This window comes from Cellulomonas sp. NPDC057328 (assembly GCF_042667215.1).
Classification (GTDB): Bacteria; Actinomycetota; Actinomycetes; order Actinomycetales; family Cellulomonadaceae; genus Cellulomonas.
In genome coordinates this window covers 40254-64295 of sequence record NZ_JBHUZW010000010.1, presented here as the reverse complement: position 1 = coordinate 64295, position 24042 = coordinate 40254, and the positions used below count along the sequence as shown (strand labels likewise).

24 protein-coding genes are annotated in these 24042 nt (G+C 77.0%); 13 read left to right on the top strand and 11 right to left on the bottom strand.

All coding sequences use genetic code 11. The annotated features are described in order from the left end of the window. Together ACFUMH_RS03650 and ACFUMH_RS03645 are read right to left on the bottom strand one after the other, a co-directional pair. On the bottom strand, nucleotides 1–111 hold a 111-nt coding region (locus ACFUMH_RS03650; RefSeq protein WP_378200558.1), incomplete at its 3' end, for a hypothetical protein. 34 nt (nucleotides 112–145) lie between these two features. Next, the gene (locus ACFUMH_RS03645; protein ID WP_378200543.1) at nucleotides 146–1516 is read right to left on the bottom strand and encodes an MFS transporter; all 1371 of its coding nucleotides are present in this window, start codon (nucleotides 1514–1516) and stop codon (nucleotides 146–148) included. Nucleotides 1517–1734: 218 nt separating this feature from the next. Between ACFUMH_RS03645 and ACFUMH_RS03640 the strand changes: the two genes are divergently transcribed. Beyond that, nucleotides 1735–2076, top strand: coding sequence for a cupin (locus ACFUMH_RS03640; RefSeq protein ID WP_378200540.1), 342 nt, complete (start codon nucleotides 1735–1737; stop codon nucleotides 2074–2076). Next, complete coding sequence (locus ACFUMH_RS03635; RefSeq protein ID WP_378200537.1) at nucleotides 2073–3260, top strand: ThiF family adenylyltransferase; 1188 nt, start codon at nucleotides 2073–2075, stop codon at nucleotides 3258–3260. Before ACFUMH_RS03640 ends, ACFUMH_RS03635 begins: the two co-directional genes overlap by 4 nt. A gap of 56 nt (nucleotides 3261–3316) precedes the next feature. On the opposite strand, the gene ACFUMH_RS03630 is transcribed toward ACFUMH_RS03635, so the two are convergent. From ACFUMH_RS03630 to glp, 3 genes are all read right to left on the bottom strand, one after another. Next, nucleotides 3317–3895: a molybdenum cofactor biosynthesis protein B gene (locus ACFUMH_RS03630; RefSeq protein WP_378200534.1), complete on the bottom strand. Its 579-nt coding sequence runs from the start codon at nucleotides 3893–3895 to the stop codon at nucleotides 3317–3319. Nucleotide 3896: 1 nt separating this feature from the next. Then, complete coding sequence (gene moaC / locus ACFUMH_RS03625) at nucleotides 3897–4325, bottom strand: cyclic pyranopterin monophosphate synthase MoaC (RefSeq protein ID WP_378200555.1); 429 nt, start codon at nucleotides 4323–4325, stop codon at nucleotides 3897–3899. Nucleotides 4326–4387: 62 nt separating this feature from the next. Next, complete coding sequence (gene glp / locus ACFUMH_RS03620) at nucleotides 4388–5638, bottom strand: gephyrin-like molybdotransferase Glp (RefSeq protein WP_378200531.1); 1251 nt, start codon at nucleotides 5636–5638, stop codon at nucleotides 4388–4390. A gap of 75 nt (nucleotides 5639–5713) precedes the next feature. Between glp and moaA the strand changes: the two genes are divergently transcribed. Both moaA and ACFUMH_RS03610 read left to right on the top strand, forming a co-directional pair. Further along, the gene (gene moaA, locus ACFUMH_RS03615; RefSeq protein ID WP_378200528.1) at nucleotides 5714–6829 is read left to right on the top strand and encodes a GTP 3',8-cyclase MoaA; all 1116 of its coding nucleotides are present in this window, start codon (nucleotides 5714–5716) and stop codon (nucleotides 6827–6829) included. A gap of 1 nt (nucleotide 6830) precedes the next feature. Beyond that, nucleotides 6831–7136: a MoaD/ThiS family protein gene (locus tag ACFUMH_RS03610; RefSeq protein WP_378200525.1), complete on the top strand. Its 306-nt coding sequence runs from the start codon at nucleotides 6831–6833 to the stop codon at nucleotides 7134–7136. Nucleotides 7137–7188: 52 nt separating this feature from the next. Here the strand turns inward: ACFUMH_RS03610 and ACFUMH_RS03605 are convergent, their stop codons facing one another. Then, entirely contained in the window at nucleotides 7189–7647 is a 459-nt protein-coding gene (locus tag ACFUMH_RS03605) for a molybdenum cofactor biosynthesis protein MoaE (protein WP_378200522.1), read from the bottom strand. Between the two features lie 49 nt (nucleotides 7648–7696). Beyond that, entirely contained in the window at nucleotides 7697–8974 is a 1278-nt protein-coding gene (locus ACFUMH_RS03600; protein ID WP_378200519.1) for an MFS transporter, read from the bottom strand. A gap of 226 nt (nucleotides 8975–9200) precedes the next feature. Here ACFUMH_RS03600 and ACFUMH_RS03595 point away from each other — a divergent pair, with 226 nt between their 5' ends. The 5 genes from ACFUMH_RS03595 to ACFUMH_RS03575 are packed head-to-tail and all read left to right on the top strand — an operon-like array spanning nucleotide 9201 to nucleotide 12739. Further along, nucleotides 9201–9605 (top strand): molybdopterin-binding protein, encoded by a 405-nt coding sequence (locus tag ACFUMH_RS03595; protein ID WP_378200516.1) that lies wholly within the window; start codon nucleotides 9201–9203, stop codon nucleotides 9603–9605. After that, complete coding sequence (gene modA, locus ACFUMH_RS03590; protein ID WP_378200513.1) at nucleotides 9602–10384, top strand: molybdate ABC transporter substrate-binding protein; 783 nt, start codon at nucleotides 9602–9604, stop codon at nucleotides 10382–10384. The genes ACFUMH_RS03595 and modA overlap by 4 nt, the downstream gene beginning before the upstream one ends. Further along, nucleotides 10381–11217 carry an ABC transporter permease gene (locus tag ACFUMH_RS03585; RefSeq protein WP_378200510.1) on the top strand — a complete coding sequence of 279 codons (837 nt, stop codon included), beginning with the start codon at nucleotides 10381–10383 and terminating at the stop codon, nucleotides 11215–11217. Before modA ends, ACFUMH_RS03585 begins: the two co-directional genes overlap by 4 nt. Beyond that, the gene (locus ACFUMH_RS03580) at nucleotides 11214–12020 is read left to right on the top strand and encodes an ATP-binding cassette domain-containing protein (protein ID WP_378200508.1); all 807 of its coding nucleotides are present in this window, start codon (nucleotides 11214–11216) and stop codon (nucleotides 12018–12020) included. The genes ACFUMH_RS03585 and ACFUMH_RS03580 overlap by 4 nt, the downstream gene beginning before the upstream one ends. Beyond that, nucleotides 12017–12739, top strand: coding sequence for an NTP transferase domain-containing protein (locus ACFUMH_RS03575; protein ID WP_378200505.1), 723 nt, complete (start codon nucleotides 12017–12019; stop codon nucleotides 12737–12739). Before ACFUMH_RS03580 ends, ACFUMH_RS03575 begins: the two co-directional genes overlap by 4 nt. 35 nt (nucleotides 12740–12774) lie before the next feature. On the opposite strand, the gene ACFUMH_RS03570 is transcribed toward ACFUMH_RS03575, so the two are convergent. From ACFUMH_RS03570 to ACFUMH_RS03560, 3 genes are all read right to left on the bottom strand, one after another. Further along, nucleotides 12775–13098, bottom strand: coding sequence for a DUF6457 domain-containing protein (locus tag ACFUMH_RS03570; RefSeq protein ID WP_378200502.1), 324 nt, complete (start codon nucleotides 13096–13098; stop codon nucleotides 12775–12777). Between the two features lie 106 nt (nucleotides 13099–13204). Further along, nucleotides 13205–13747, bottom strand: a complete 543-nt coding sequence (locus tag ACFUMH_RS03565) for a hypothetical protein (protein ID WP_378200499.1) — start codon at nucleotides 13745–13747, stop codon at nucleotides 13205–13207. Nucleotides 13748–13895: 148 nt separating this feature from the next. After that, nucleotides 13896–15110, bottom strand: a complete 1215-nt coding sequence (locus tag ACFUMH_RS03560; RefSeq protein WP_378200552.1) for a glycosyltransferase — start codon at nucleotides 15108–15110, stop codon at nucleotides 13896–13898. Between the two features lie 160 nt (nucleotides 15111–15270). On the opposite strand from ACFUMH_RS03560, the gene ACFUMH_RS03555 reads away from it, so the two are divergent. From ACFUMH_RS03555 to treZ, 4 genes are all read left to right on the top strand, one after another. After that, entirely contained in the window at nucleotides 15271–16065 is a 795-nt protein-coding gene (locus ACFUMH_RS03555) for a transglutaminase family protein (protein WP_378200496.1), read from the top strand. 92 nt (nucleotides 16066–16157) lie between these two features. Next, on the top strand, nucleotides 16158–18347 hold the full coding sequence (glgX, locus tag ACFUMH_RS03550) for a glycogen debranching protein GlgX (RefSeq protein ID WP_378200493.1): 2190 nt from the start codon (nucleotides 16158–16160) through the stop codon (nucleotides 18345–18347). Then, on the top strand, nucleotides 18344–20854 hold the full coding sequence (gene treY, locus ACFUMH_RS03545; RefSeq protein WP_378200490.1) for a malto-oligosyltrehalose synthase: 2511 nt from the start codon (nucleotides 18344–18346) through the stop codon (nucleotides 20852–20854). The genes glgX and treY overlap by 4 nt, the downstream gene beginning before the upstream one ends. Nucleotide 20855: 1 nt before the next feature. Further along, entirely contained in the window at nucleotides 20856–22703 is a 1848-nt protein-coding gene (gene treZ / locus ACFUMH_RS03540; RefSeq protein ID WP_378200487.1) for a malto-oligosyltrehalose trehalohydrolase, read from the top strand. 120 nt (nucleotides 22704–22823) lie between these two features. Here treZ and zapE read toward each other — a convergent pair whose 3' ends face one another. Then, on the bottom strand, nucleotides 22824–23870 hold the full coding sequence (gene zapE, locus ACFUMH_RS03535) for a cell division protein ZapE (RefSeq protein WP_378200484.1): 1047 nt from the start codon (nucleotides 23868–23870) through the stop codon (nucleotides 22824–22826). Nucleotides 23871–24042: the final 172 nt, after the last annotated feature.

The following is a 24042-nucleotide window of genomic DNA, read 5'->3' as shown; positions in this document are numbered from 1 at the left end:
GTCCTCGACCACGTCGAGGACGACGCCGCAGCCCACGCCGCAGTACGAGCACACGGTCGCGACCTGCGTCGTGGCCGTGCGCTCGTCCTGCGCGGTGGTGGTCGCCGTCACGCGGATGCCTCCCGGGTGTGCGTGCGTCGGTCGGTCAGATGACCGTCGTGCCGAACTCCGAGCCGCGCCGCTGGTACACGACCCAGGTGGTCGCCGCCATGACCGCGTACATCCCGACGATCACCCACAGCGCGGCCTGGATGGAGCCCGTCTGCGACGTCGAGACCGCGAAGCCGCGCGGGATGAGGAAGCCGCCGACCGCGCCCACCGCGCCCGCGATGCCGATGCACCCGGCGGCGGCCTTCGCGCGCCGCGCACGGTCCGCGTCGTCCCCGGCGCCGAAGCGGAAGACCGCGGGGATCATCCGGTACACCGAGCCGTTGCCGGCGCCCGTGGCGAGGAACAGCAGCAGGAACGAGGCGAAGAACAGCCCGAACTCCTGCGCCCGCAGCGCGAGGATCGCGCCGACCGTGCCGACGGACATGACGGCGAACGCGAGCACCGTGACCCGGGCGCCGCCGAAGCGGTCGGCCAGGACGCCGCCCGCCGGGCGGGCCACCGAGCCCACCAGCGCACCGAGGAAGGCGATGGAGAGCGTCACCTCGGGGAACTGGTTCGCCAGCAGGGTGGGGAACGCACCCGAGAAGCCGATGAACGAGCCGAAGGTGCCGATGTAGATGAACGAGATGATCCACGTGTGCCGGGCGCGCGCCGCGACGCCGTACGCGCGCGGGTCCGACTTCGCGTTCGACAGGTTGTCCATGTACCGCCACGCGAGGACCGCGGCGACGAGCACCAGCGGGACGAACATGTACCCGGCGCGCTCGAGCGACAGCGCCGCGCCGAGCGTCACGACGGTCGGCACCGCCAGCTGGACGGCCGCGGTGCCGATGTTCCCGCCCGCGGCGTTCAGGCCCAGCGCCTTGCCCTTCTCCGCCTCGGGGTAGAAGAACGAGATGTTCGCCATCGAGGAGGCGAAGTTGCCCCCGCCGACGCCCGCGAGCGCGGCCACCGCGAGCAGCACGCCGAACGAGGTGGTCGGGTCCTGCACGACGACGGCGAGGGCGACCGTCGGCACGAGCAGCAGCAGCGCGGAGACGATCGTCCAGTTGCGGCCCCCGAACACCGGCACCGCGAACGTGTAGGGGATGCGCAGGGTGGCACCCACGAGGCTCGGGATCGCGATGAGCCAGAACATCTGGTCGACCGTCAGGGTGAAGCCGGCGAGCGGCAGGCGCGGGACGACGATGCTCCACAGCGCCCACACCGCGAAGCCGAGGAACTCGGCGAACACGGAGAGGCCGAGGTTGCGGCGGGCGATCGCCCGGCCGACGGTCCGCCACTGCGCGCCGTCCTCCGGGTCCCAGCCGTCGATCCAGCGGCCGCGGCGGACGGTGAGGGCGGCGGCCGGGGGTGCGGCGACGGGCGGCGTGGCCGCCGGTGCGGGCGTGGTCGTCTGGGTCACGGGAGCCTCCGGGCGTCGGGGTGCGCGTCGGGCGCGGCACGGGTGGGGCACGGGTGGGGCGTCGACGACGACGCTAGGGACGCCGTGTTTCGCCCGACCGCGGCCCGGCGTAACCCCCTGCGAACGTCTTCCGCACACGGCGCCGCGGCGCCGTGTGAGAAGTCGCGGCCCGTCCGGCCCGGACGCGCGCGCCCGGCGACGGCTGCCAGGATGGGCGCATGCCGGACCTCGACGCCCTCGCGACCACCCACCTCGACCTCGCGCGCGCCGACGCGCACGGCCGCAGCGCCGAGCTCGTCGTCCACGACGGCGAGCTGCGCCAGACCGTCATCGCGCTCACCGCCGGGTCGGAGCTCGGCGAGCACGCCTCCCCGCCGGCCGCGAGCCTGCAGGCCCTGCGCGGGCGCGTGCGCGTGCACGTGGGGGACGAGGTGCAGCAGGAGGTCGCCGCGGGCGAGCTGTGGGTGCTGACGCACGAGCGGCACTCCGTGCTCGCCCTCGAGGACGCCGTCGTGCTGCTGACGACGGTGACGAGCGTCGCGCGCCACCCGCACGGATGACCTCGCCGCTCCCCCCGCTCGTCGCGCCCGGGCCGCCCCTGACGCCCGCGCAGGTCGACCGCTACGCCCGCCACCTCGCGCTCGCGCAGGTCGGCGAGGCCGGTCAGCGGCGCCTGCTCGCCGCGCGCGTGCTGGTCCTCGGCGCCGGCGGCCTCGGCTCGCCGGCGCTGCTGTACCTCGCGGCCGCGGGCGTCGGCACGCTCGGCGTCGTGGACGACGACGTCGTCGAGGCGTCGAACCTGCAGCGCCAGGTGGTGCACGCGCTCGCGGACGTGGGACGGCCGAAGACGGCGTCCGCGGCCGACCGCGTGCGCGGCCTCTCCCCCGACGTCGACGTCCGCACCCACGCCGTGCGGCTGACCGCCGAGAACGCCGAGGAGGTGCTCGGCGGGTACGACCTGGTCGTCGACGGCACGGACAACTTCGCGACGCGCTACCTCGTCAACGACACGTGCGCACGCCTGGGGCTGCCCTGGGTGTGGGGCTCGGTGCTGCGCGGGCACGCGCAGGTGAGCGTCTTCTGGGCCGCGGCGCCGGGCGGCGGCGTCGACCTGCGCGACGTGTTCGGGGAGCCGCCGGCGCCGGGCACGGTGCCGTCGTGCGCCGAGGACGGCGTGCTCGGCGCCGTGTGCGCCGCCGCGGGGGCGGCGATGGCGGTCGAGGCCGTCAAGCTCGTGTGCGGGACGGGCCGCACGCTGCTCGGGCGCGTGGCCGTCCTGGACGCGTTCGACGCGACGTGGCGCGAGGTGCCGGTGCGCCCGGCGCCGGGGCGCGTGCCGTCGACGTCCGCGAGCGCGCCGGCCGTGGCCGTGGCGGCGGGTACGGTCGGGGACGTGACGACCGCCGACTCCCCCGACCTCACCCCCGCCGCGCTGCGCGACCTGCTCGCCGCACGCGACGCCGGCACCGCGGACGTCGACGTCGTCGACGTGCGCGAGCCCGGCGAGACCGCCGCCGGCACGCTGCCCGGGGCGCGCCTCGTGCCGCTGGGCACGTGGGCCGACGGCTCCGCGCTGGCCGACCTCGACCCCGACCGCACGCTCGTCGTCGTGTGCCGGTCGGGCATGCGGTCGGCGCGCGCGGCCGCCTACGCCCGTGCGGCGGGCGTCCGCGACGTGCGGAACCTCGACGGCGGCCTGGTCGCGTGGGCGCGCGAGGTGGACCCGGCGCTCGTCGTCCCCTGAGCGGGGAGCCCTGACCCGTAAGCGGTCACCGGTGGGGCGCTCGCGTCGCCCCGCCGTCAGCCGTGGTCGGCGCCCCGCAGCTGCTGGACGGCGTGCAGCAGCACCGGTCCCAGCAGCTCCGCCGCGTCGCGCGCGGCACCCGTCGACCCCGCGACGTTGACGACGAACGTGCGCCCGGCCACACCGGCGACGCCGCGCGAGAGCATCGCCGCCGGCACGCCGCGCGCCACGCCGTCCGCGCGCAGCGCCTCGGCCACGCCGGGGACCTCCCGGTCGAGCACGCGCCGCGTCATCTCGGGCGTGCGGTCGCGCGGCGACAGGCCCGTGCCGCCCGTCGTCACCACGAGCGCCGCGCCCGCGGCGAGCGCGTCGCGCAGCGCCGCCTCGACCGGCTCGCCGTCCGGCACCACGAGCGCGTCGCCCACCGTGAACCCCAGCCCGCGCAGCGCCCCGACGAGCACCGGCCCGGACCGGTCGGCGTAGACCCCGGCGGCGGCACGGTCCGACGCGGTCACGACCACGGCGCGGCCGGGCCCGGCGCCCGCGTCCCGCGGTGCGCCCGGGTGCGCGACCGGCGTGCCGGCGGCCCGGCCGGGCACGGGCACGTCGGGCACCGGCACGTCGGGCACCGGCACGTCAGGCACGGTGCCAGGCGCCGCTGCGCCCGCCCTCCTTGGCCTCGACCCGCACGTCGGTGATCGACGCGGCCCGGTCGACCGCCTTCACCATGTCGACGAGCGTCAGCCCGGCGACGGCGACGCACGTGAGCGCCTCCATCTCGACGCCCGTGCGGTCCGCGGTGCGCACCCGGGCGTCGATGCGCACGCCGTCCTCCTCGACCGTGAGGTCGACCTCGACGCCGTGGATCGCGAGCGGGTGGCACAGCGGCACGAGGTCCGGCGTGCGCTTCGCCGCCTGGATGCCCGCGATCCGCGCGACCGCGAGCGCGTCGCCCTTCGGCACGCCCTCGCCGCGCAGCAGCGCGACGACCTCGGGCGTCGTCACCAGCCGGCCCGAGGCGTGCGCGGTGCGGACGGTCACGGGCTTCTGCGCGACGTCCACCATGCGCGCGGCCCCGCGCTCGTCCACGTGCGTGAGGCGCGCGGGCGCGCCGTCCTCCGGGTCGCTCACGCGTCCCCCTCCCTCAGGTCCACCACGGTCACCGGCTCCCCGGCGGGCACGTGCGTCGTGCCGGCCGGGACGTCCACGAGGGCGTCGGCGCGGGCGAGCGCGCCGAGCAGGTGCGAGCCCGGGCCGCCGACGGGCGTGGCGACGGGCGTGCCGCCGGTCCAGTCGAGCCGCGCGCGCAGCAGCTGGCGCCGCCCGGGCGGCGACGTCACGTCCGCCGCGAGCGTCGCGCGCAGGCGCCGGCGGTGCACGTCACGGGCGCCGAGCAGGCGGCGCAGCAGCGGGCGCACGAACACCTCGAACGAGACGTGCGCGCTCACGGGGTTGCCGGGCAGGCTCAGCACGGGCGTGCCGGACGGCAGCCGGCCGACGCCCTGCGGCTTGCCCGGCTGCATCGCGACGTGCACGAGCTCGCCGTGCCCGCCGGCGACGAGCGCGTCGCGCACCACGTCGTAGGCGCCGACCGAGACGCCGCCGGTCGTGACGACGACGTCGGCGCGCGCACCGAGCTCGTCGAGGACCCGCAGCACGTCGGGCACGTCGTCGGGCAGCACGCGCACGTCGACGACGTCGGCGCCGGCGGCGGCCGCCGCGGCCGCGAGCTGCGCGCCGTTGGACTCGTGGATCTGGCCGTGCGCCAGGGCGCCGCCACCCGTGACGAGCTCGCTGCCCGTGGAGACGACCGCGACGCGCGGGCGCGCGTGCACCGGCACGTCGACGTGCCCGGTGGCAGCGAGGAGGCCGACGGCCGCAGGTCCGAGCACCTCGCCGGCGCGCAGCACCACGTCGCCGGCCCGCACGTCCTCCCCGCGCCGCCGCACGTGGGCGCCGGCGGGCACCACGTCGTGGAAGGTCACGCGATCGGTGCGCCCGTCCGTGCGCTCGACGGGGACGACGGTGTCGGCGCCCGCCGGCACGGGCGCGCCCGTCATGATCCGCACCGCGGTGCCGGCCGCGACGGACACGGTCCGGGTGTCCCCCGCGGGCACGTCGTCGGCGACGTCGAGCACGGCGCCGGCGTGCAGGTCCGCCGCGCGCAGCGCGTACCCGTCCATCGCGGAGCCGTCCCACGGGGGCAGGTCGACCGCGGAGACGACGTCGGCCGCGAGCGCCCGGCCCCGGGCCTCGGCCAGCGGCACGCGGCGCACGCCCAGCGGCGCGCCGAGCGCGAGCACCGCCGCGGCGTGCTCGTCGAGCGTGCGCAGGGGACGCGCGGGCACGACGGCGGCGGGGGCGGTCGCGTCGGGCATGCGGCCAACCTAGCGCCGCCCCCGCGCGGCGGTCGCCGTGGGCCCGCGGCGGGGGGCGTCCGTATAGTCGGCCCGATGGAGCCCGTGACGTCCCGCGCGGCGGTCCCGGTCGTGATCGGGCCCGCGCCCGCCGCACCGGCCGTGCCCCCGGCCGTGCGGCGGACCGGCGCCCGGCTGCGCGGCGAGGGCCTGGTGGACCGCTGGGGGCGGGTCGCCACCGACCTGCGCGTCTCCCTCACCGACCGGTGCAACCTGCGCTGCACGTACTGCATGCCGGCCGAGGGGCTGCCGTGGGCCCCGGACGAGACGGTGCTCACGGACGACGAGGTGGTCCGTCTCGTGCGCGTGGCGGTCGAGCACCTCGGCGTGCGCGAGGTCCGGTTCACGGGCGGGGAGCCGCTGCTGCGCCGCGGGCTCGAGCACGTCGTCGCGGCGACCGCCGCGCTGCGCACGGCCGACGGCGCACCCGTCGGCACGGCGCTGACGACGAACGCGCTGGGCCTCGACAAGCGCGCCGCCGCCCTGGCGGCCGCCGGCCTCGGCCGCGTGAACGTGTCGCTGGACTCGCTCGACCGCGAGCGGTTCGCCACGATCACGCGCCGCGACCGGCTGCCCGACGTGCTGGCGGGCCTGCGCGCGGCGCGGGACGCGGGGCTCGGCCCGGTCAAGGTGAACGCCGTGCTCGTGCGCGGTGTGAACGACGACGAGGCGGTGCCGCTGCTGGCGTGGGCGCTCGAGCACGGTTACCACCTGCGGTTCATCGAGCAGATGCCGCTGGGCCCGGCGGGGTCGTGGGACCGCGCCGGCCTCGTCACGGCGGGCGAGATCCTCGACGCGCTGACGGCGGCGTTCGACCTGGTGCCCGAGCCGGTGGCCGCCCGCGGCGCCGCGCCGGCGGAGACGTGGACGGTCCGCGGGCGTCCCGGCGCGACCGTCGGGGTGATCGGGTCGGTGACGCGCCCGTTCTGCGGCGCGTGCGACCGCACGCGCCTGACCGCCGACGGCCAGGTGCGCAGCTGCCTGTTCGCGCGCGAGGAGAGCGACCTGCGCGGCCTGCTGCGCGGCGGCGCCGACGACGCCACGGTCGCGGACGCGTGGCGCGCGGCCATGTGGGGCAAGAAGCCCGGGCACGGCATCGACGACGTGGGCTTCCTGCAGCCCGCACGGACCATGAGCGCGATCGGAGGCTGACGTGACCACCACCGACCCCGGCGGGGCCCCGGCCGGTGCCCGCGCGGGCGCCCCGCGGACCGTCACCGTCCGCTACTTCGCCGCCGCGCACGAGGCGGCGGGCGTCGCCGAGGAGCGCGTCGCGCTGCCCGCCGACGCGACGGTCGGGTCGTGCGTGGACGCCCTCGCCGACCGGCACGGCCCGCGCCTGCGCGACGTCCTCGCGGTGTGCGCGCTGCTCGTCGACGGGACGCTGCACCGCGGGCGGGACGAGCCGCTGGGCGACGCGACGGTCGTCGACGTGCTGCCGCCGTTCGCGGGCGGCTGACGCCCGTCCGTCGCGGACGGCCGCCGCCGCGGACAGCCGACCAGGGGCTGCGTCAGGCGCAGTTCACCCACTCGTGCGTGCCGTCCGCGAACACCTGGCGCTTCCACACGGGCAGGTGCTCCTTCACCTCGTCGACGAGCAGCGCGGCGACCGCGAACGCCTCCTGCCGGTGCGCGGCGCTCACCGCCACGCCGAGGGCCGCCTCCCCGACGCCGAGCGGGCCGACGCGGTGCACGACGGCCACGGCGTCCACGGGGCTGCGGCCGGCGACGTCCGCGACGACCCGCGCGAGGACCGCACCGGCGTCGGGGTGGGCGACGTACTCGATGGCGGTGACGGGGCGGCCGTGGTCGTGGTCGCGGACCACGCCGCCGAACGTGACGACCGCGCCGGCGGCCGCGTCCGCGACGGCGGCGGCGAGGGCGTCCACGTCGACCGGTCCCGTCGTGACGTCGGCGGCGACGACGCGACGCGCCGGCGCGGTGAGGCGGGAGGTGTCGCGCACGGTCACGCCGTCAGCCTAGGCGCGCACGCACGCACGGACGCCGCGGCGCCCACGCTCAGCGCGACGGCGGCGACGACGGCACGGGACCGCCGGGCGCCGCCGGGGCCTGCTGCCCCGCGTCGTCGGCGGGGGCGGGCGCCGTGAGCAGCACGCGCCCGACGACGAGCATCGCGACACCCGCCACGACGACGCCCAGCAGCGCGACGCGCAGGCTCGACGCGTCCGCGACGACGCCCACGACGGCCGGCGACACGAGGAAGCCGACGCGCAGCAGCCAGCTGACGACCGTCAGCCCGACGCCGTGCGGCAGGCCCGGCAGCTCGTCGGCGGTGTGCATCACCGCGGGCACGAGCGTCGCCACGCCCAGCCCGGCGAGCGCGAACCCGACGAGCGTCGTGCCGACCGACGGCAGCGCGAGCGCGAGGCCGAACCCGACGGCGACGAGGACCCCGCCGACGCGGGCGACCCGGCGCTGGCCGAGGCGGTCGACGACGCGGTCGCCCGTGAGCCGCCCGACGGTCATGGCGACCTGGAGCGCCACGAACGCCAGGCCCGCGGTGGCGGCGTCGGCGCCGACCTGCTCGCGCAGGTAGAGCGCGCCCCACGACGAGCCCGCGTCCTCGACGAACGCCCCGCAGGCGGCCAGCACCCCGAGCGCGGCGAGCAGCAGCACGGTCCGCCCGCCGACGCGCCGCAGCCGCACCGGGGCGGCGCCGGCGGCGTCGGCGGGCGCCGTGCGCTCCGCGTCCTCCGGGCCGGGCAGCAGGAAGCGGTACGCCACGACGGCCACCACGCCGAACACGACGGCGGAGACGGCCAGGTGCGTGCCGAGCGGCACGGCGAGCCCGGCGGCGGCGGCGCCCAGCAGGCCGCCGACCACCGCCCCGACGCTCCACAGCCCGTGGAACGCGTTGACGATCGAGCGCCCGTAGGCACGCTGCACCCGGAACCCGTGCGCGTTCTGCGCGACGTCGACGACGGCGTCGAGGGCACCGGCGACGAGCAGCAGGGCGGCGAGCACCGGCCACGCGCCGGCGAGGGGCACGCCGGCGACCGCGGCCGCGAGCGCGACGAGGCCGAACGAGGCGACGCGGGCCGAGCCGAGCCGCTGGATCAGCGCGGGCGCGAGCAGGCCGGACAGCAGCGCGCCGACGGGCATGGCGGCGATCGCGGCGCCGAAGGCGGCGTTGCCGAGGTCGAGCCGGTCCTTGACCTCGGGCAGGCGCGGGACGAGGTTGGCGTAGAGGACGGCGTTGACGAAGAACACGGTGGCCACCGCGGCGCGCGCGCGGCGGACGCGGGGCGCGGGCGAGGCGGTGCTGGGGACGGGCATCGGGGCTCCGGCGGGGTGGTGGCGTGCGCGTGGGCTCGGCGGCCGGGCGGGCGGCGTCGTCGATGTGTACGACAGTACACACGCGCCGTGCGCCGACGCACGCGCGATGCACGGCGCCCCCTCGTGCCCGCGCACGTCGTGGTCGGGTCCCGGACCGGCGCGCCGCAGGTGCGGCATCCTGACGGCGCAGCCGCCGCACGTGCGGCGCGCACCCTAGACTGCGGCCGTGCGATACCGCGTGGGCGAGGCCGCGGCCCTGCTGGGCGTGAGCGACGACACGGTCCGTCGCTGGGTCGACGCCGGGCGGCTCGGCTCGACCCGGACCGCGTCCGGTCGGCACGAGATCGACGGCGTCGACCTGGCCCGGCTGGCGCAGGAGCTGGCCGAGGAGCAGACCGCCGCCGACCCCGACCGTGCCCGCCGCTCGGTGCGCAACCGGCTGCGCGGCATCGTCACGCGGGTGGTGCGCGACGGCGTCATGGCGCAGGTCGAGATCCAGGCCGGCCCGTTCCGCGTCGTGTCGCTCATCAGCCGCGAGGCCGCCGACGAGCTCGGGCTCGAGCCCGGTGTCGTCGCCGTGGCGTCGGTCAAGGCGACGAACGTGGCCGTCGAGCACGTGGAGCGCCCGTGACGCCCGGGCGCCTGCCGGCCGTCGGCGCGGCCGCCGCCCTCGTCGCGGCCCTCGCGGCGTGCGCCGGCCCGGTGGCGGGACCCGCGCCGGCGGGCACCGACGCGGGTCCCACGGGCCCCGTGGTCGTCCTGGCCGCCGCGTCCCTCACCGACGTCCTGGCGACCGTCGCCGCGGACCTCGAGGCGGAGCACCCGGGGCTCGAGGTCAGCACGAGCCTGGGCGCGAGCTCGACGCTCGCCGCGCAGGTCGTCGCCGGCGCGCCCGCGGACGTCCTCGTCACGGCCAGCGGCACCACGATGGCCACGGTCACCGACGCGCTCGGGGGCGCACCGGTCGTGGTCGCGCGCAACACGCTGCAGATCGCGGTCCCCGCCGGCAACCCCGCGGGCGTCACGGGCCTGACGGACCTCGCCGACCCGGACCTGACGGTCGCGCTGTGCGACCCGTCGGTGCCGTGCGGCGCCGTCGCGGCGCAGGTGCTGGCGTCCGCGGGGGTCGTCGCCGCGCCCGACACCCTCGAGCAGGACGCGCGCGCGACGCTCACCAAGGTGCGCCTCGGCGAGGTCGACGCCGCCCTCGTGTACCGCACCGACGTGCTGGCGGCCGGCCCGGACGTCGAGGGCCTCGACGTCCCCGCCGAGCACCGGGTCGCCACCGACTACCTCGCCCTCGCGCTGCCGGACGCGCCGCACCCGGCCGCGGCGCGCGCCGTCGTGGCGCACCTGCGCTCCCCCGCCGGCGCCGCCGCGCTGCGGGCGGCCGGGTTCGGCACGCCGTGACGCGTCGCCGCCCCGCGCCCGCGGTGCTGCTCGTCCCCGCGGCCCTCGCGCTCGTCCTGCTGCTCGCGCCGCTGCTCGCGCTCGTCGCGGCGACGCCGTGGGGCGACCTCGGCGCGCGCGTGCTCGAGCCCGCCGTGCTCGACGCCCTGCGCCTGTCCCTGACCACCGCCGCGACGAGCACCGCCCTGTGCCTCCTGGTGGGCGTGCCGCTCGCCTGGGCGCTGGCGCGCGCCGACCTGCCCGGGCGCTCGCTCGTGCGCGCGCTCGTGACCGTGCCGCTCGTCCTGCCCCCGGTCGTGGGTGGCGTCGCGCTCCTGCTGCTGCTCGGGCGGCGCGCACCCGTCGGGCGGCAGCTCGAGGCGTGGTTCGGGGTGAGCGTGCCGTTCACGACCCTCGCCGTGGTCCTCGCGCAGACGTTCGTGGCGCTCCCGTTCCTCGTCCTCGCGGTCGAGGGGGCGATCGGCGGCACGGACGAGCGCCGGGAGGCCGCCGCGGCGACGCTCGGGGCGTCGCGCTGGTACGTCGTGCGACGCGTCACCCTGCCGGCCGCGGCACCGGGGATCGCCGCCGGCGCGGCCCTGTGCTTCGCGCGCGCCCTCGGCGAGTTCGGGGCGACGCTGACGTTCGCGGGCAGCTTCCCCGGCACGACGCGCACCATGCCGCTCGCCGTGCACCTCGCGCTCGACACCGACCCGGACGCCGCCGTCGCGATGTCGCTGCTCCTGCTCGTCATCTCCGTGGCCGTCCTGCTCGTCATGCGCGGCCGCTGGGTCGGCGGCCTGACCGGTGCGCGGGAGCCCGCGCCCGGCGTCCGGGCGGGAGGCGTCCGGTGACGCCCGTGCCGCGGGGGCTCGTCGGCCCTCCACGCGGGGTCGCACCGGCGCCCACCGGCGACCTCGACGCCCGGCTCGTCGTCCGCCGCGGCGCGTTCGCCCTCGACCTGGCGCTCGCCGTGCCCGCGGGGCGCGTGCTCGCCGTCCTCGGGCCGAACGGCGGGGGCAAGTCCACCGCCCTGGCGGCGCTGGCCGGGCTCGTGCGGATCGACGCCGGCCACGTCCGTCTCGGCGCCCGCACCCTCGCCGACGCGACGACGGGCGTCGACCTGCCGCCCGAGCACCGCCGGCTCGGTGTGCTGCTGCAGGACGTCCTGCTCGTGCCGCACCTGTCGGCGCGCGAGAACGTCGCGTTCGGGCGGCGCGCCGCCGGCGAGCGCGCCGTGGACGCCCGCCGCCGCGCCGACGAGCTCCTCGCCGCGCTCGCCGTCGACGCGCACGCACGCACGCGGGCGCACCGGCTGTCCGGCGGCCAGGCGCAGCGCGTCGGCCTGGCCCGCACGCTCGCCGTGGAGCCCGCCGCCCTGCTGCTGGACGAGCCGTTCGCGGCGCTGGACGCGTCCGGCCGCACGGTGGCCCGCGCGGTGGTGGACCGGTACGTCCGTGCGGCCGGCGTGCCGGCGGTGCTCGTCACGCACGACCTGGCCGACGCTCTCGCGCTGGCCGACGACGTCGTCGTCGTGGAGCACGGGCGGGCCGTGCAGCGCGGCACGCCGCACGCGGTGGCGGCCGCGCCGGCCACCGCCTACGTCGCGGGCCTCGTCGCCGCCCTCGACGGACGCCCGCCGGGGGTGGTCGCGTGACCGGGCGCGACCGCGGCGCGGGCGGGTCGCCGGCCGGCCGCGGGCACGCCGGCGCGGACGTCCTCGTCGTCGTGCCCGCGGGCGGCACGTCGCGCCGTCTCGGCGGCGGCGACAAGACCGCGCTCGACGTCGGCGGGCAGCCGCTGCTGCACCGGCTCCTGCACGACCTCGCGCCGTGGCGCACCGTCGTGGTGGCCGACCCCCCGCCGGTCCCGCTGCGGGCGACGCTCCCGCACGTGCGGTGGTGCCGGGAGGACCCGCCGGGTGCCGGTCCCCTCGCGGCGCTGGCGGCCGGGCTCGCGGCGGGGTCCGTCGCGGGGCCGTCCGCGAGGCCCGCCGCCGCCCCGACGGGCGACGCGGACGCCGCCGTGCTCGTGGCCGTCGCCGGCGACCAGCCGTTCGCCGGCCGGGCCGTGCCCGCGCTCCTCGCCGCCCGCGCCGCGGCACCCCACGCGGCCGCGGCGCTCGCCGCCGGCCCGGACGGCCGCCCGCAGCCGCTGCTCGCCGCCTACCGCGTGCCGGCCGTGGCCGCCGTGCTGCGCGGGCCCGTGGCGGACCGGCCGGTCCGTGCGCTGTGGGCGCACCTGGACGTCGTCACGGTCGACCTGCCGGCGACGACCGTCCTCGACGTCGACGACGCGGACGACCTCGCGCGGGCGCGGGACGTCGCCGGGGCCGTCACGCGCGACGTGCCGGGCGGCGCCACCGACGGCCCCTGAGGCCGCCCTCCCGCACGGCGCCCGCGGCGACGCGCTCAGCGTGCGCCGTCGCGCCGCCGCAGCTCGTCGTCGACGTCCGCGAGCGCGTCCCGCACCCGCGCCCCGACGCCGCTGGCGTCCGCCCCGGCCTCCGCCGCACGTCCCGCGACGACGCCGACGAGGAACGCCGTCATCGGCCCCGCGGGCCGCACGACGCCGTGCGCGACGTCGCGCACCATGTCGAGGACGGGGTCCGCCGCGTCGAGCACGAGCCCGGGGTCCACCTCGAGGACGGCGGCGACGTGGGCGAGCCACTCCGGCAGCGGGTCGGCGTGCGGGGCGGCGTGCGGGTCGGTCCCCGGGTCGGTGTGCGGCTGCATGCGTCGTCTCCCGTCGTGAGGGTGCGCGCCCCGGCGTGCGGGAGCCGGCGCCCTGCGGTCGTCGAGCCTACGCGTGCCGCCCCGGCCGTGGTCCTCGGTCGACGCGTCAGTCGTCGGCGGACGTCGTGCCGAGGTGCGGCGCGAAGGCGCGCTCCCGGGCCCGGGCCGCGAGGTGCTCGACACGGTCGGCCTGGTCCCGCGAGCGCGTGATGAAGTGCTCGAGGCGTGCGACGTCGAGGCCGAGCGCGTCGGCGTGCTCGCGCAGGGTCACCCACCCCATGCGCTTGCCCTCCAGCCCGGACCGGACGATCTCGAGCTCCAGGACGAGGGACATCGGCGAGCGCCCGGCGAGGCGGCCGTTGGGCTTGAGCCGGGCGACGTGCTCGCCCAGCACCGCGCCGACGCGCTTGAGGCGCGAGAGCGACAGGTCGAGGTCGCGCGCCGTCGCCATGTGCGTGGCCCGCTCCTCGCGCAGCTCGGCGGCGAGCCGGCCGAGCGGCTCGCGCATGTCGCCGATCTCCTCGACGCGGCTGAGCCGCTCGAGCCGGGAGATCACCGCGGTCGCACCGGCGACGTGGTCCTCGACGTAGGTCGCCAGCAGGGTGCGGTCGATGTCGGGGTGGTCGCTGTCGGGGTGCTCGGTGCCCATCGCTCCTCCGGTGCCGCCGTGGTCCGTCGCGGCCGGTGGCACCGGCCGCGGGTGCCGTCGATGCTGCTCGTCCCGGGACCGTCGCGCCAGGCGAACGACCCGCGGCACGGTGCGCGCGGGCTCGTGCGGGGTGCGCGGGGCGTCGCCGTCAGACGCGGTCGGACGGGACGACGGCGTCCGGCTCGTCGAGCATCGGCGTGACCGCGTCCGGCTGGTCCGCGGCGGCGACGGCGGCGGCCGCGGGCGTCGTCAGGCGGACGCGGCTGCGGCTGGCGCGCGGGCGGTAGACGATCCGGGAGTGGAACGTGAACCGGGCCACGAAGGCGACGACGAGCGTGATGGCGGTCGCCAGGACGGCCGCCACGTGCATGGTCTCGACCAGCAGCGCCATGACCGGCATGCGCACGAGCGTCTCGACGTTGTTGAAGGTGAAGGACTGCCCGAACCGCGCCCACGGCCCCTTGCCCTCGTGGCGCAGGTCCCGGAACACGAACCGCTCCTGCATCAGGAAGTTCCCGACGATGGTGAGCTCGGCGGCGACGAGGGCCGCGAGCAGCCAGCCGGCGCCCAGGGACGTGAGCAGGGCGACGATCGCGACGTTCGCGAGCGCGCCCAGCCCGCCGATGATGGCGAAGCGGGACATGCGCCCGAAGCGCAGGCCGCCGAGCTGCCACAGGAAGTGCAGGCCCTGCGCGAGGTTCGCCTTCGAGCGGCCGGCGAACCGCTCGCCGAACACGAACGGCACCTCGACGACCCGCATGGGGTGCCGGGCGAGGATCTCGAGCAGGATCTTGAAGCCGCGCGGCCGCAGCACCTCGAGGTCGACGGCGCTGCGCCGCACGAGGAAGAAGCCCGTCATCGGGTCGGAGCAGTCGCGCAGCCGCACGGGGAACATCGCGCGGGTGACCGCCGTGGACGTCGAGGACACGGCCTGGCGTGCCGCGCCGGACAGGCCCGCGCTGCTGCCGTCGCCGACGTACCGGGAGGCGACGACGACGTCGACGTCGTCCTCGGCGGCGCGCGCCACCATCGTCGGGATCAGCTCGGGCGGGTGCTGCAGGTCGCCGTCCATGACGAGGCACAGGGGGGCGTCGGACGCCCGCATCCCCTCGGCGACGGCCCCGCCGAGGCCGCCCACGGGCTCGTCGCGGTGCAGCACGCGCACGGGCAGCCCGGCGCTCGGCGCCACGGCGCGGACCACGTCCGCGGTGTCGTCCGTCGAGTCGTCGACGAACAGCAGCTCGGCGTCCAGCCCCTGGGTCGCCGCGTCGACGCGGCGCACGAGCTCCGCGACGTTCGGCGCCTCGTTGAAGGTGGGGACGATGACGGTGAGCCGGGGGCCACCTCGCGACGGTCCCGTCATCTCGGCCTCGCTCACGCTCGTCGGGGGCGCCGTCGGGGGGTCCACGGCGACGTGCCGTCACGGTAGCCGACGGTCCTGGGAACGCAGAAGGCGCGAACCGCTCGAAACGCTTCAGGACACCCGTGCGGCGCGCAGGTCCCCCGAACGGCAGCATGGGTCCGTGCAGCGCGACGTCACCGCCCACCTGTCCCTCACCGTGCGCTCGGCCGCGACCCTCGTCCTCGAGGTCGCCGTCGCGCTCGCCCACGACCCCGACGAGGCCCTCGCCGTCACGCTCGACGGCGCCCCCGTCACCGTGCGCGAGCTCGCGGGCCCGCACGGCACGCGCCTGCACGTCGTCGACGCGGGTCCCGGCGCGCTCGTCGTCGACTACCGCGCGACCGTGCACGGCACGGGCGCCGTCGCGCCGGGCGACGGCGAGGCGGACCGTCTGTGGTCCACCCGCCCGAGCCGGTACTGCGAGTCCGACGCCCTGGCGCCGACCGCGCGCGCCGAGTTCGCCGGGCTGGCGGGGGTCGACCTGCTCGCGGCCGTCTCCTCGTGGGTCGGGACCCGGCTGGCGTACGTGCCCGGGTCGAGCCAGCCGACCGACGGGGCGGTCCGCACGCTGCTCGCGCGGCAGGGCGTGTGCCGGGACTACGCGCACCTCGTCGTCGCGCTGCTGCGGGCGCTGGACGTGCCGGCGCGCGTCGTCGCCGTGTACGCGCCGGGCCTCGCGCCGATGGACTTCCACGCCGTCGCCGAGGCGTGGGTCGACGGCGCGTGGCGGGTCGTCGACGCGACCACGCTCGCGCCGCGCCCCTCGCTCGTGCGGGTCGCCACCGGGCGCGACGCCTCCGACACGGCGTTCCTCAGCGTGCACCGCGGGGTCGCCGTGCTGGACGCGGTGTCGGTCACCGCCGTCGCCGACGTGCTGCCCGACGACGACGTGCGGACGCTCGTCTCGATCGCCTGAGCCGCCGCGCGGCGCTGTGACCTTGGTCGTCGTCGCCGCCCGGGCGCCCGCTCGACGGGCCGAGCCGGGTCCTCGCTGGCACGCTGTCCCCCATGCAGATCTGGCCCGGACGCCCCTACCCCCTCGGCGCCACCTACGACGGGACGGGGACGAACTTCGCCCTGTTCTCCGGTGTGGCGGAGCGCGTCGAGCTGTGCCTCATCGACCCCGACGGCACCGAGACCCGCGTGGACCTCCCCGAGGTCGACGCCTTCGTGTGGCACGGCTACGTGCCCGGACTCGCCCCCGGTCAGCGCTACGGGTTCCGCGTGCACGGACCCTACGACCCCGCGCAGGGTCACCGCTGCGACCCCTCGAAGCTGCTCCTCGACCCGTACGCGAAGGCCATCGACGGGCAGATCGACGGCGATGCGTCGCTGTTCTCCTACCGGTTCGACGCGCCGGAGGAGCGCAACCAGGACGACTCGAAGGACCACACGATGACGTCGGTCGTCGTGAACCCGTTCTTCGACTGGGGCCACGACCGCCCGCCGCAGCACCAGTACCACGAGTCCGTCATCTACGAGGCCCACGTCAAGGGCCTCACGCAGCTGCACCCCGCGGTGCCCGAGGAGCTGCGCGGCACGTACGCCGGCATCGCGCACCCCGCGGTGGTCGAGCACCTGACGAGCCTCGGCGTGACGGCCATCGAGCTCATGCCGGTGCACCAGTTCGTCAACGACCCGACGCTGCAGGAGCGCGGGCTGTCCAACTACTGGGGCTACAACACGATCGGCTTCTTCGCGCCGCACAACGCCTACTCCTCGCTCGCGAGCTCGGGCCAGCAGGTCCAGGAGTTCAAGTCGATGGTCAAGGCGCTGCACGACGCGAACATCGAGGTCATCCTCGACGTCGTCTACAACCACACCGCCGAGGGCAACCACCTGGGCCCGACGCTGAGCTTCCGCGGCATCGACAACGCGAGCTACTACCGGCTCGTCGACGAGGACCCGGCGCACTACTTCGACACCACCGGCACGGGCAACTCGCTGCTCATGCGCTCGCCGCACGTGCTGCAGCTGATCATGGACTCGCTGCGGTACTGGGTGACCGAGATGCACGTCGACGGCTTCCGCTTCGACCTCGCGGCGACCCTCGCCCGGCAGTTCCACGAGGTCGACCGCCTGTCGGCGTTCTTCGACATCGTCCAGCAGGACCCGGTCATCTCCCAGGTGAAGCTCATCGCCGAGCCGTGGGACCTCGGCGACGGCGGCTACCAGGTCGGCGGGTTCCCCCCGCTGTGGTCCGAGTGGAACGGCGACTACCGCGACACCGTGCGCGACTTCTGGCGCGGCGAGCCGCAGACGCTGGGGCAGTTCGCCAGCCGGCTGTCGGGCTCGTCGGACCTGTACGAGCACACGGGCCGCCGCCCCATCGCGAGCATCAACTTCGTGACCGCGCACGACGGGTTCACGCTCGCCGACCTCGTGTCCTACAACGAGAAGCGCAACGAGGCGAACGGCGAGGACAACCGCGACGGCGAGAGCCACAACCGGTCGTGGAACTGCGGTGTCGAGGGCCCCACGGACGACCCCGAGGTCACCCGGCTGCGCGCGCGCCAGCAGCGCAACTTCCTCGCCACGCTGCTGCTGTCCCAGGGCGTGCCGATGATCGCGCACGGCGACGAGATCGGGCGCACGCAGGGCGGCAACAACAACGGCTACTGCCAGGACAACGAGATCACCTGGATGGACTGGGACCTCGACGACGAGCGCCTGGCGCTGCTCGAGTTCTCGCGCCGCCTGGTCCGCCTGCGTCGCGACCACCCGGTCTTCCGCCAGCGCCGGTTCTTCGCGGGCTCCCCCGACCACGGCGGCGAGTCCGACCTGCACGACATCGCGTGGCTCTCGCCGGGCGGCGAGCACATGGAGGACGCCGCGTGGCACGCCGACCACGCGTTCGCCGTCCAGGTGTTCCTCAACGGCGACGCCATCGCGGAGCCCGACATGCGTGGCGAGGACGTCGTGGACGACAGCTTCCTGCTGCTGTTCAACGGCCACTGGGAGAAGCGCCAGTTCCAGCTGCCGGCGGACGAGTACGGGGCGACGTGGACGGCGCTCCTCGACACGGACACGACGGTCGCCCCGGGCACCGAGATCGCGGCGCGCGGCACGCTGGACATCGCCCCGCGCTCGATGGTCGTGCTCACGCGCCCGCCGATGACCGAGACGCCGGGCGGACCGGGCACCGGTGCGCCGCCGTCGGCCGCGAGCGCCGCACGCGCGAACGGCGGCCTGCAGTGACCGAGACCTGGAGCACGCCCGAACGGCGTCTCGTCCGGCCGCCGCACCGCGTCCCCGTCTCGACGTACCGCGTCCAGCTGGGCGCGGACCTCACGTTCGACGACGTGGCCGCCCGCGTGCCGTACTACGCGTCGCTCGGCGTCACGCACGTCTACCTCTCGCCCGTGCTGACGGCCGCACCCGGCTCGACGCACGGCTACGACGTCGTCGACCACGACGAGGTCTCCCCCGTGCTCGGCGGCGAGGGCGGCCTGCGCCGGCTCGCCGACGCCGCGCACGACGCGGGCCTCGGGCTCGTGCTCGACATCGTCCCCAACCACATGGCGGTGCCCACGCCCGTGTGGCACAACCGCGCGCTGTGGTCCGTGCTCACGGACGGCCCGGAGTCGCCGTACGCGTCGTGGTTCGACGTCGACTGGTCGGCGGGCGACGGCGCGGTGCTCATGCCGGTGCTCGGCGACCGCATCGGCGCCGTGCTGGCGCGCGACGAGCTGCGGCTCGTCGAGGAGGACGTCCCCGGGGTCGGGACCACGTGGGTGCTGCGGTACCACGACCACGTGTTCCCGGTCCGCGCCGGCACGGAGTCGCTCCCGCTCGGCGAGCTCGTCGAGCGGCAGCACTACCGGCTCGCGTACTGGAAGGTCGCGGACGAGGAGCTCAACTACCGCCGGTTCTTCGACGTCGGCACGCTCGTCGCGATCCGCGTCGAGGAGCCGGAGGTGTTCGACGCGACGCACGCGCTCGTGCTGCGCCTGCTGCGCGACGGCGTGATCGACGGCCTGCGCATCGACCACCCCGACGGCCTGGCGGACCCGGCCGGCTACCTGGCGCGCCTGCGCGAGGCGACGGACGGCGCGTGGGTCGTCGTCGAGAAGATCCTCGCCGGCGAGGAGGAGCTCCCGGGCGACTGGGACACGGCCGGCAGCACCGGCTACGAGGCGCTGTGGCGGATCCAGCAGACGTTCACCGACCCCGGCGGCGCCGGCCGCCTCGGCGCGCTCATGCACCGGTACACCGGGGACGAGCCCGACGCGTTCGAGCGGCTCGTCGACGAGGCCAAGCGCCAGATCGTCGACGGTCCCCTCTACGCGGAGGTGCACCGGCTCACCACGATCGCGGCGGAGATCTGCCACGAGGACCTGCGCCTGCGCGACCACACGTGGCGCTCGATCGAGGAGTGCCTCGTCGAGCTGCTCGTCGCGTTCGACCGCTACCGCGCGTACGTCGTGCCGGGCGAGGTCCCGTCGCACGAGCAGGTCGCCGTCATGCAGGCGGCCGCCGGGCGCGCGCGGCGTCGGCTCCCCGCCGAGCGGCACGAGACCGTGCAGGTGCTCGTCGACCTGCTGCTCGGGCGCGAGGTCGGGTCGGCCGGGCGCACGCGCGACCCGCGGCGCGACGAGCTGGCCGTCCGGTTCCAGCAGACGTGCGGCGCCGTCATGGCGAAGGGCGTCGAGGACACCGCGTTCTACCGCTGGACGCACCTCGTCGCGCTGTGCGAGGTCGGCGGCGAGCCCGCCCGGTTCGCGTTCACGCCGACCGACCTGGCCGCGTGGGCGTCCCGCGCCCAGGTGGCGACCCCGCTCGGCATGACGACGCTGTCGACGCACGACACGAAGCGCGGCGAGGACACCCGTGCCCGCATCGGCGTGCTGTCGGAGCTCCCCACCGAGTGGGCGGACCTCGTCGAGGACCTGCGCCGCGCGACGGCCGGGTACCGCGGTGCGCTGCTCGACGGGCGCACCGAGTACCTGCTGTGGCAGACGCTCGTCGGCACGTGGGACGGCGAGGCGCCGATCGACGAGGAGCGCCTGGTCGAGTACCTGACCAAGGCGATCCGGGAGGCGAAGTCGCGCACGGCGTGGACGGCCCCGGACGAGGCGTACGAGGAGGCGGTGCTGACCGCCGCGACCCGTGCGGCCGCGGACCCGCGCGTGCGCGGGCTGCTCGCCGACTGGGACGCCCGCACCCACGAGGCGGTCCGGGCGGCGACGCTCGGCACCAAGCTCGTGCAGCTGACGCTGCCCGGCGTCGCGGACGTGTACCAGGGCACCGAGGTGCCGGTGCTCTCGCTCGTCGACCCCGACAACCGCCGGCCCGTCGACGCGGACGCGCTCGCCGCACGGCTCGCGCGCCTCGACGCGGGCGCCGTGCCGCGGACCCTCGCCGAGGAGAAGCTGCTCGTGACGTCGCGCGCCGTGCGCCTGCGTCGCGACCTGCCCGAGGCCTTCGTCGGGCCGGAGGCCGGCTTCGTCCCGCTGCCGCACTCGTCGGGCCACACCCTGACGTACGCGCGCACGGTCGCGGGCCAGCCCCGCGTCGCCGTCGTCGCGACGCGGCTCGCGGCGGCCGTCGAGCGGCTCGGCGGCTGGGCGGACCACACCGTCGCGCTGCCCGAGGGCACGTGGCACGACGTCCTCACCGACCGCCCGGTGCCGGGCGGCGTGCAGCGGGTCTCCGACCTGCTGGAGCGCCTGCCCGTCGCCCTGCTCGTGCACGACGAGGAGTGACATGACGTACGTCCCCGAGGTGTGGGCGCCCGCCGCCGCGCGCGTCGACCTCGTGCTGCCCTCCGGGGCGCCCGACGGTCTCGACGTGGCCGGTGCACGGGCCGACGCGCGCGGCGCCGGGGTGCGCATCCCCATGGACGCCGCCGGCCGGGGCTGGTGGCGCGCCGACGTCCACCTGCCGCACGGCACCGACTACGCGTTCGCGCTCGACGGCGGCCCGGCACGCCCCGACCCGCGGGCCGCGTGGCTGCCCGACGGCGTGCACGGCCCGGCGCGGGTGTTCGACGCCGGCCGGTTCGCGTGGACCGACGACGGCTGGAGCGGCGTCGACGTGCGCGGCAAGGTGTTCTACGAGCTGCACGCCGGCACGTTCACCGACGGCGGCACGCTCACGTCGGCGACCGAGCGGCTCGACCACCTCGTCTCGCTCGGCGTGGACGTGGTGGAGCTGCTGCCGGTCGCCGCCTTCAACGGGCGGCACGGCTGGGGGTACGACGGCGTCGCGCTGTGGGCGGTGCACGAGCCGTACGGCGGCCCCGAGGCGCTGCAGGCGTTCGTCGACGCGGCCCACGCCCGCGGGCTGGCCGTCTGCCTCGACGTCGTGCACAACCACCTGGGCCCGTCCGGCAACTACCTGCACGAGTTCGGGCCGTACTTCACCGAGGAGCACCACACGCCGTGGGGCGCCGCGATCAACCTCGACCAGGACGGCGCGGAGCACGTGCGGCGGTGGATCGTCGACAGCGTGCTGCGCTGGGCGCGCGACTTCCACGTCGACGCCTTCCGCCTCGACGCCGTGCACGCGCTGGTCGACGAGTCCGAGCGGCACGTGCTCGCGCAGCTCTCCGACGAGGTCGCCGCGCTGTCGGCCGAGCTCGGCCGCCCGCTGTCCCTCGTCGCGGAGACCGACCTCAACGACGTGGTGTCGGTGACGCCCACGTCCGAGGGCGGCTGGGGCATGACGGGCCAGTGGGCCGACGACGTGCACCACAGCATCCACGCGCTCGTCACGGGCGAGCGGCACGGCTACTACGTCGACTTCGGCGCGCCGGAGACCCTGCGCACCGCGCTGACCGGGGCGTTCGTGCACACGGGCGACCTGTCGACGTTCCGGGGGGAGCCGTGGGGCCGCCCCGTGCCGGACGACGTGGACGGGCACCGGTTCGTCGTCTTCGACGCCAACCACGACCAGGTCGGCAACCGCGCGCTCGGCGACCGGCCGTCGTCGCGCGTGGACGCCGGCGGGCTCGCCGCCCAGGCGGCGCTCGTGCTCCTCTCCCCCTTCACGCCCCTGCTGTTCATGGGCGAGGAGTGGGGGGCGCGCACGCCGTGGATGTACTTCACCGACCACCCCGAGCCGGAGCTCGCCGAGGCGGTCCGCGAGGGGCGCACGAAGGAGTTCGGCGGGCACGGCTGGGAGGACCTGTACGGCGGCGAGATCGAGGTGCCCGACCCGGGTGACCCGGCGACGTTCGAGCGCAGCCGCCTGGACTGGTCGGAGCCGACCCGCCCCGAGCACGCGCGGCTGCTCGACTGGTACCGCGAGCTCGTCGCGCTGCGCCGCCAGGTCCCGGACCTCGCGTCCGGCGACCGGTCGCGGACCGCGCTGGACGTGCACGCCGTCGAGGGGACCGGCGACGGTCCGTGGCAGGGTGCGCTCGTCCTGCACCGCGGCGGCGCGCGGGTCGTGCTCAACCTCGCGCACGAGCCGGCCGCCGTGCCCGTGCCGCTGTCCGCGCCGGTCGCGGTCCGCGCGGCGTGGGACGGCGGGGCGGTCCAGCCGCCGGAGCACGCGGACGGCCCGGTCGTCGTCGAGGTGCCGGCGCGCAGCGTCGTCGTCCTCGCCTGACCCGCCCGCCGGCGGCCGACGCCCGGCGGCCGACGCCCGGCGGACCGACGCCCGCGCTCCCGTGCGCAGGGGCCCGCAGCCACCGGCTGCGGGCCCCTGCGGCGTGCGTGGCGTGCGGCCTCAGGCGGCGGGGCGCTCCGCGGCGAGCGCCGCGCCCTCGGCCGCGAGCGCGCCGAGCCGGGACAGCGCGCGGTAGTACTTCTTGCGGTAGCCGCCGCGCAGCATCTCCGGCGTGAAGAGGTCGAGCCCCGCGTCGGTGACGCCCTCGCGGGCCACGAGCACCGGCACGTCCCGGTCGTAGAGGCGGTCGACGAGGACGACGAGGCGCAGGGCGACGTCCTGCCGGTCGACGGGCGTCACGCCGGTGAGCGCGACGAGCCCGACCCCGTCGAGCAGGGCGCCGTACCGGCTGGGGTGCACGCGGGACAGGTGCTCGAGCAGCGCGGCGAGGTCGTCGAGCGTCGCGTCGTCGCGGGACCCCACGACGTCGCGCAGCCGCGTCTCGGGCACGGTCGCGGCGTGGGTCGTCGCGGCCCGCTGCCGGTGGTCCTCGCCGTCGATCCGCAGCACCTGGAACCGGGCGGCGAGCGCCTGGATCTCGCGCAGGAAGTCCTCCGCGGCGAACCGGCCCTCGCCGAGCGACTCCGGCAGGGTGTTGGACGTGGCCGCGAGCGCGACGCCGCGGTCGGCGAGCTCGCGCAGCAGGCGGGACATGAGGACGGTGTCCCCGGGGTCGTCGAGCTCGAACTCGTCGATGCAGACGAGCCGACGGGACCCGAGCGCCTCGACGGTCGGGCCGAAGCCGAGCGCGCCCACGAGGTTCGTGTACTCGACGAACGTCCCGAACGCGGCCTGCTCCGTGCCGACGGCGTGCGCGAGGGACGCGAGCAGGTGGGTCTTGCCGACGCCGAACCCGCCGTCGAGGTAGACGGCCGGCGCGGCCGCGGACCGACGGCGGCCGAACCAGCCCGACCGGCCGGCCGGGCGCGCGAGCACGTCGGCGACCTCGCGCAGCCGCGTCACGGCCTCGGCCTGCGACGCGTGCGCGGGGTCCGGCTCGTAGGTGTCGAACGACTCGCGGGCGAAGTGCCGCGGCGGGACGAGCTCGGCGAGGAGCCGGTCCGTGGGGACGTGCGGCTGCCGCGCGGTCAGCGAGGGGGTGGGCACGGCGTCGAGGATACGGCGGCCCCGCGAGCCCGGCCGTCCCGGTGCACGTCCGGCACCCCTGGACATGTGTCCGGCATGCGGATGGGCGTTCCGCCATCCGGACAACTGGTGCCCGGTCACGGCAGCTCGTGACACTCTCGTGCCGTGATCTTCCACGGGACGACCCTCATGT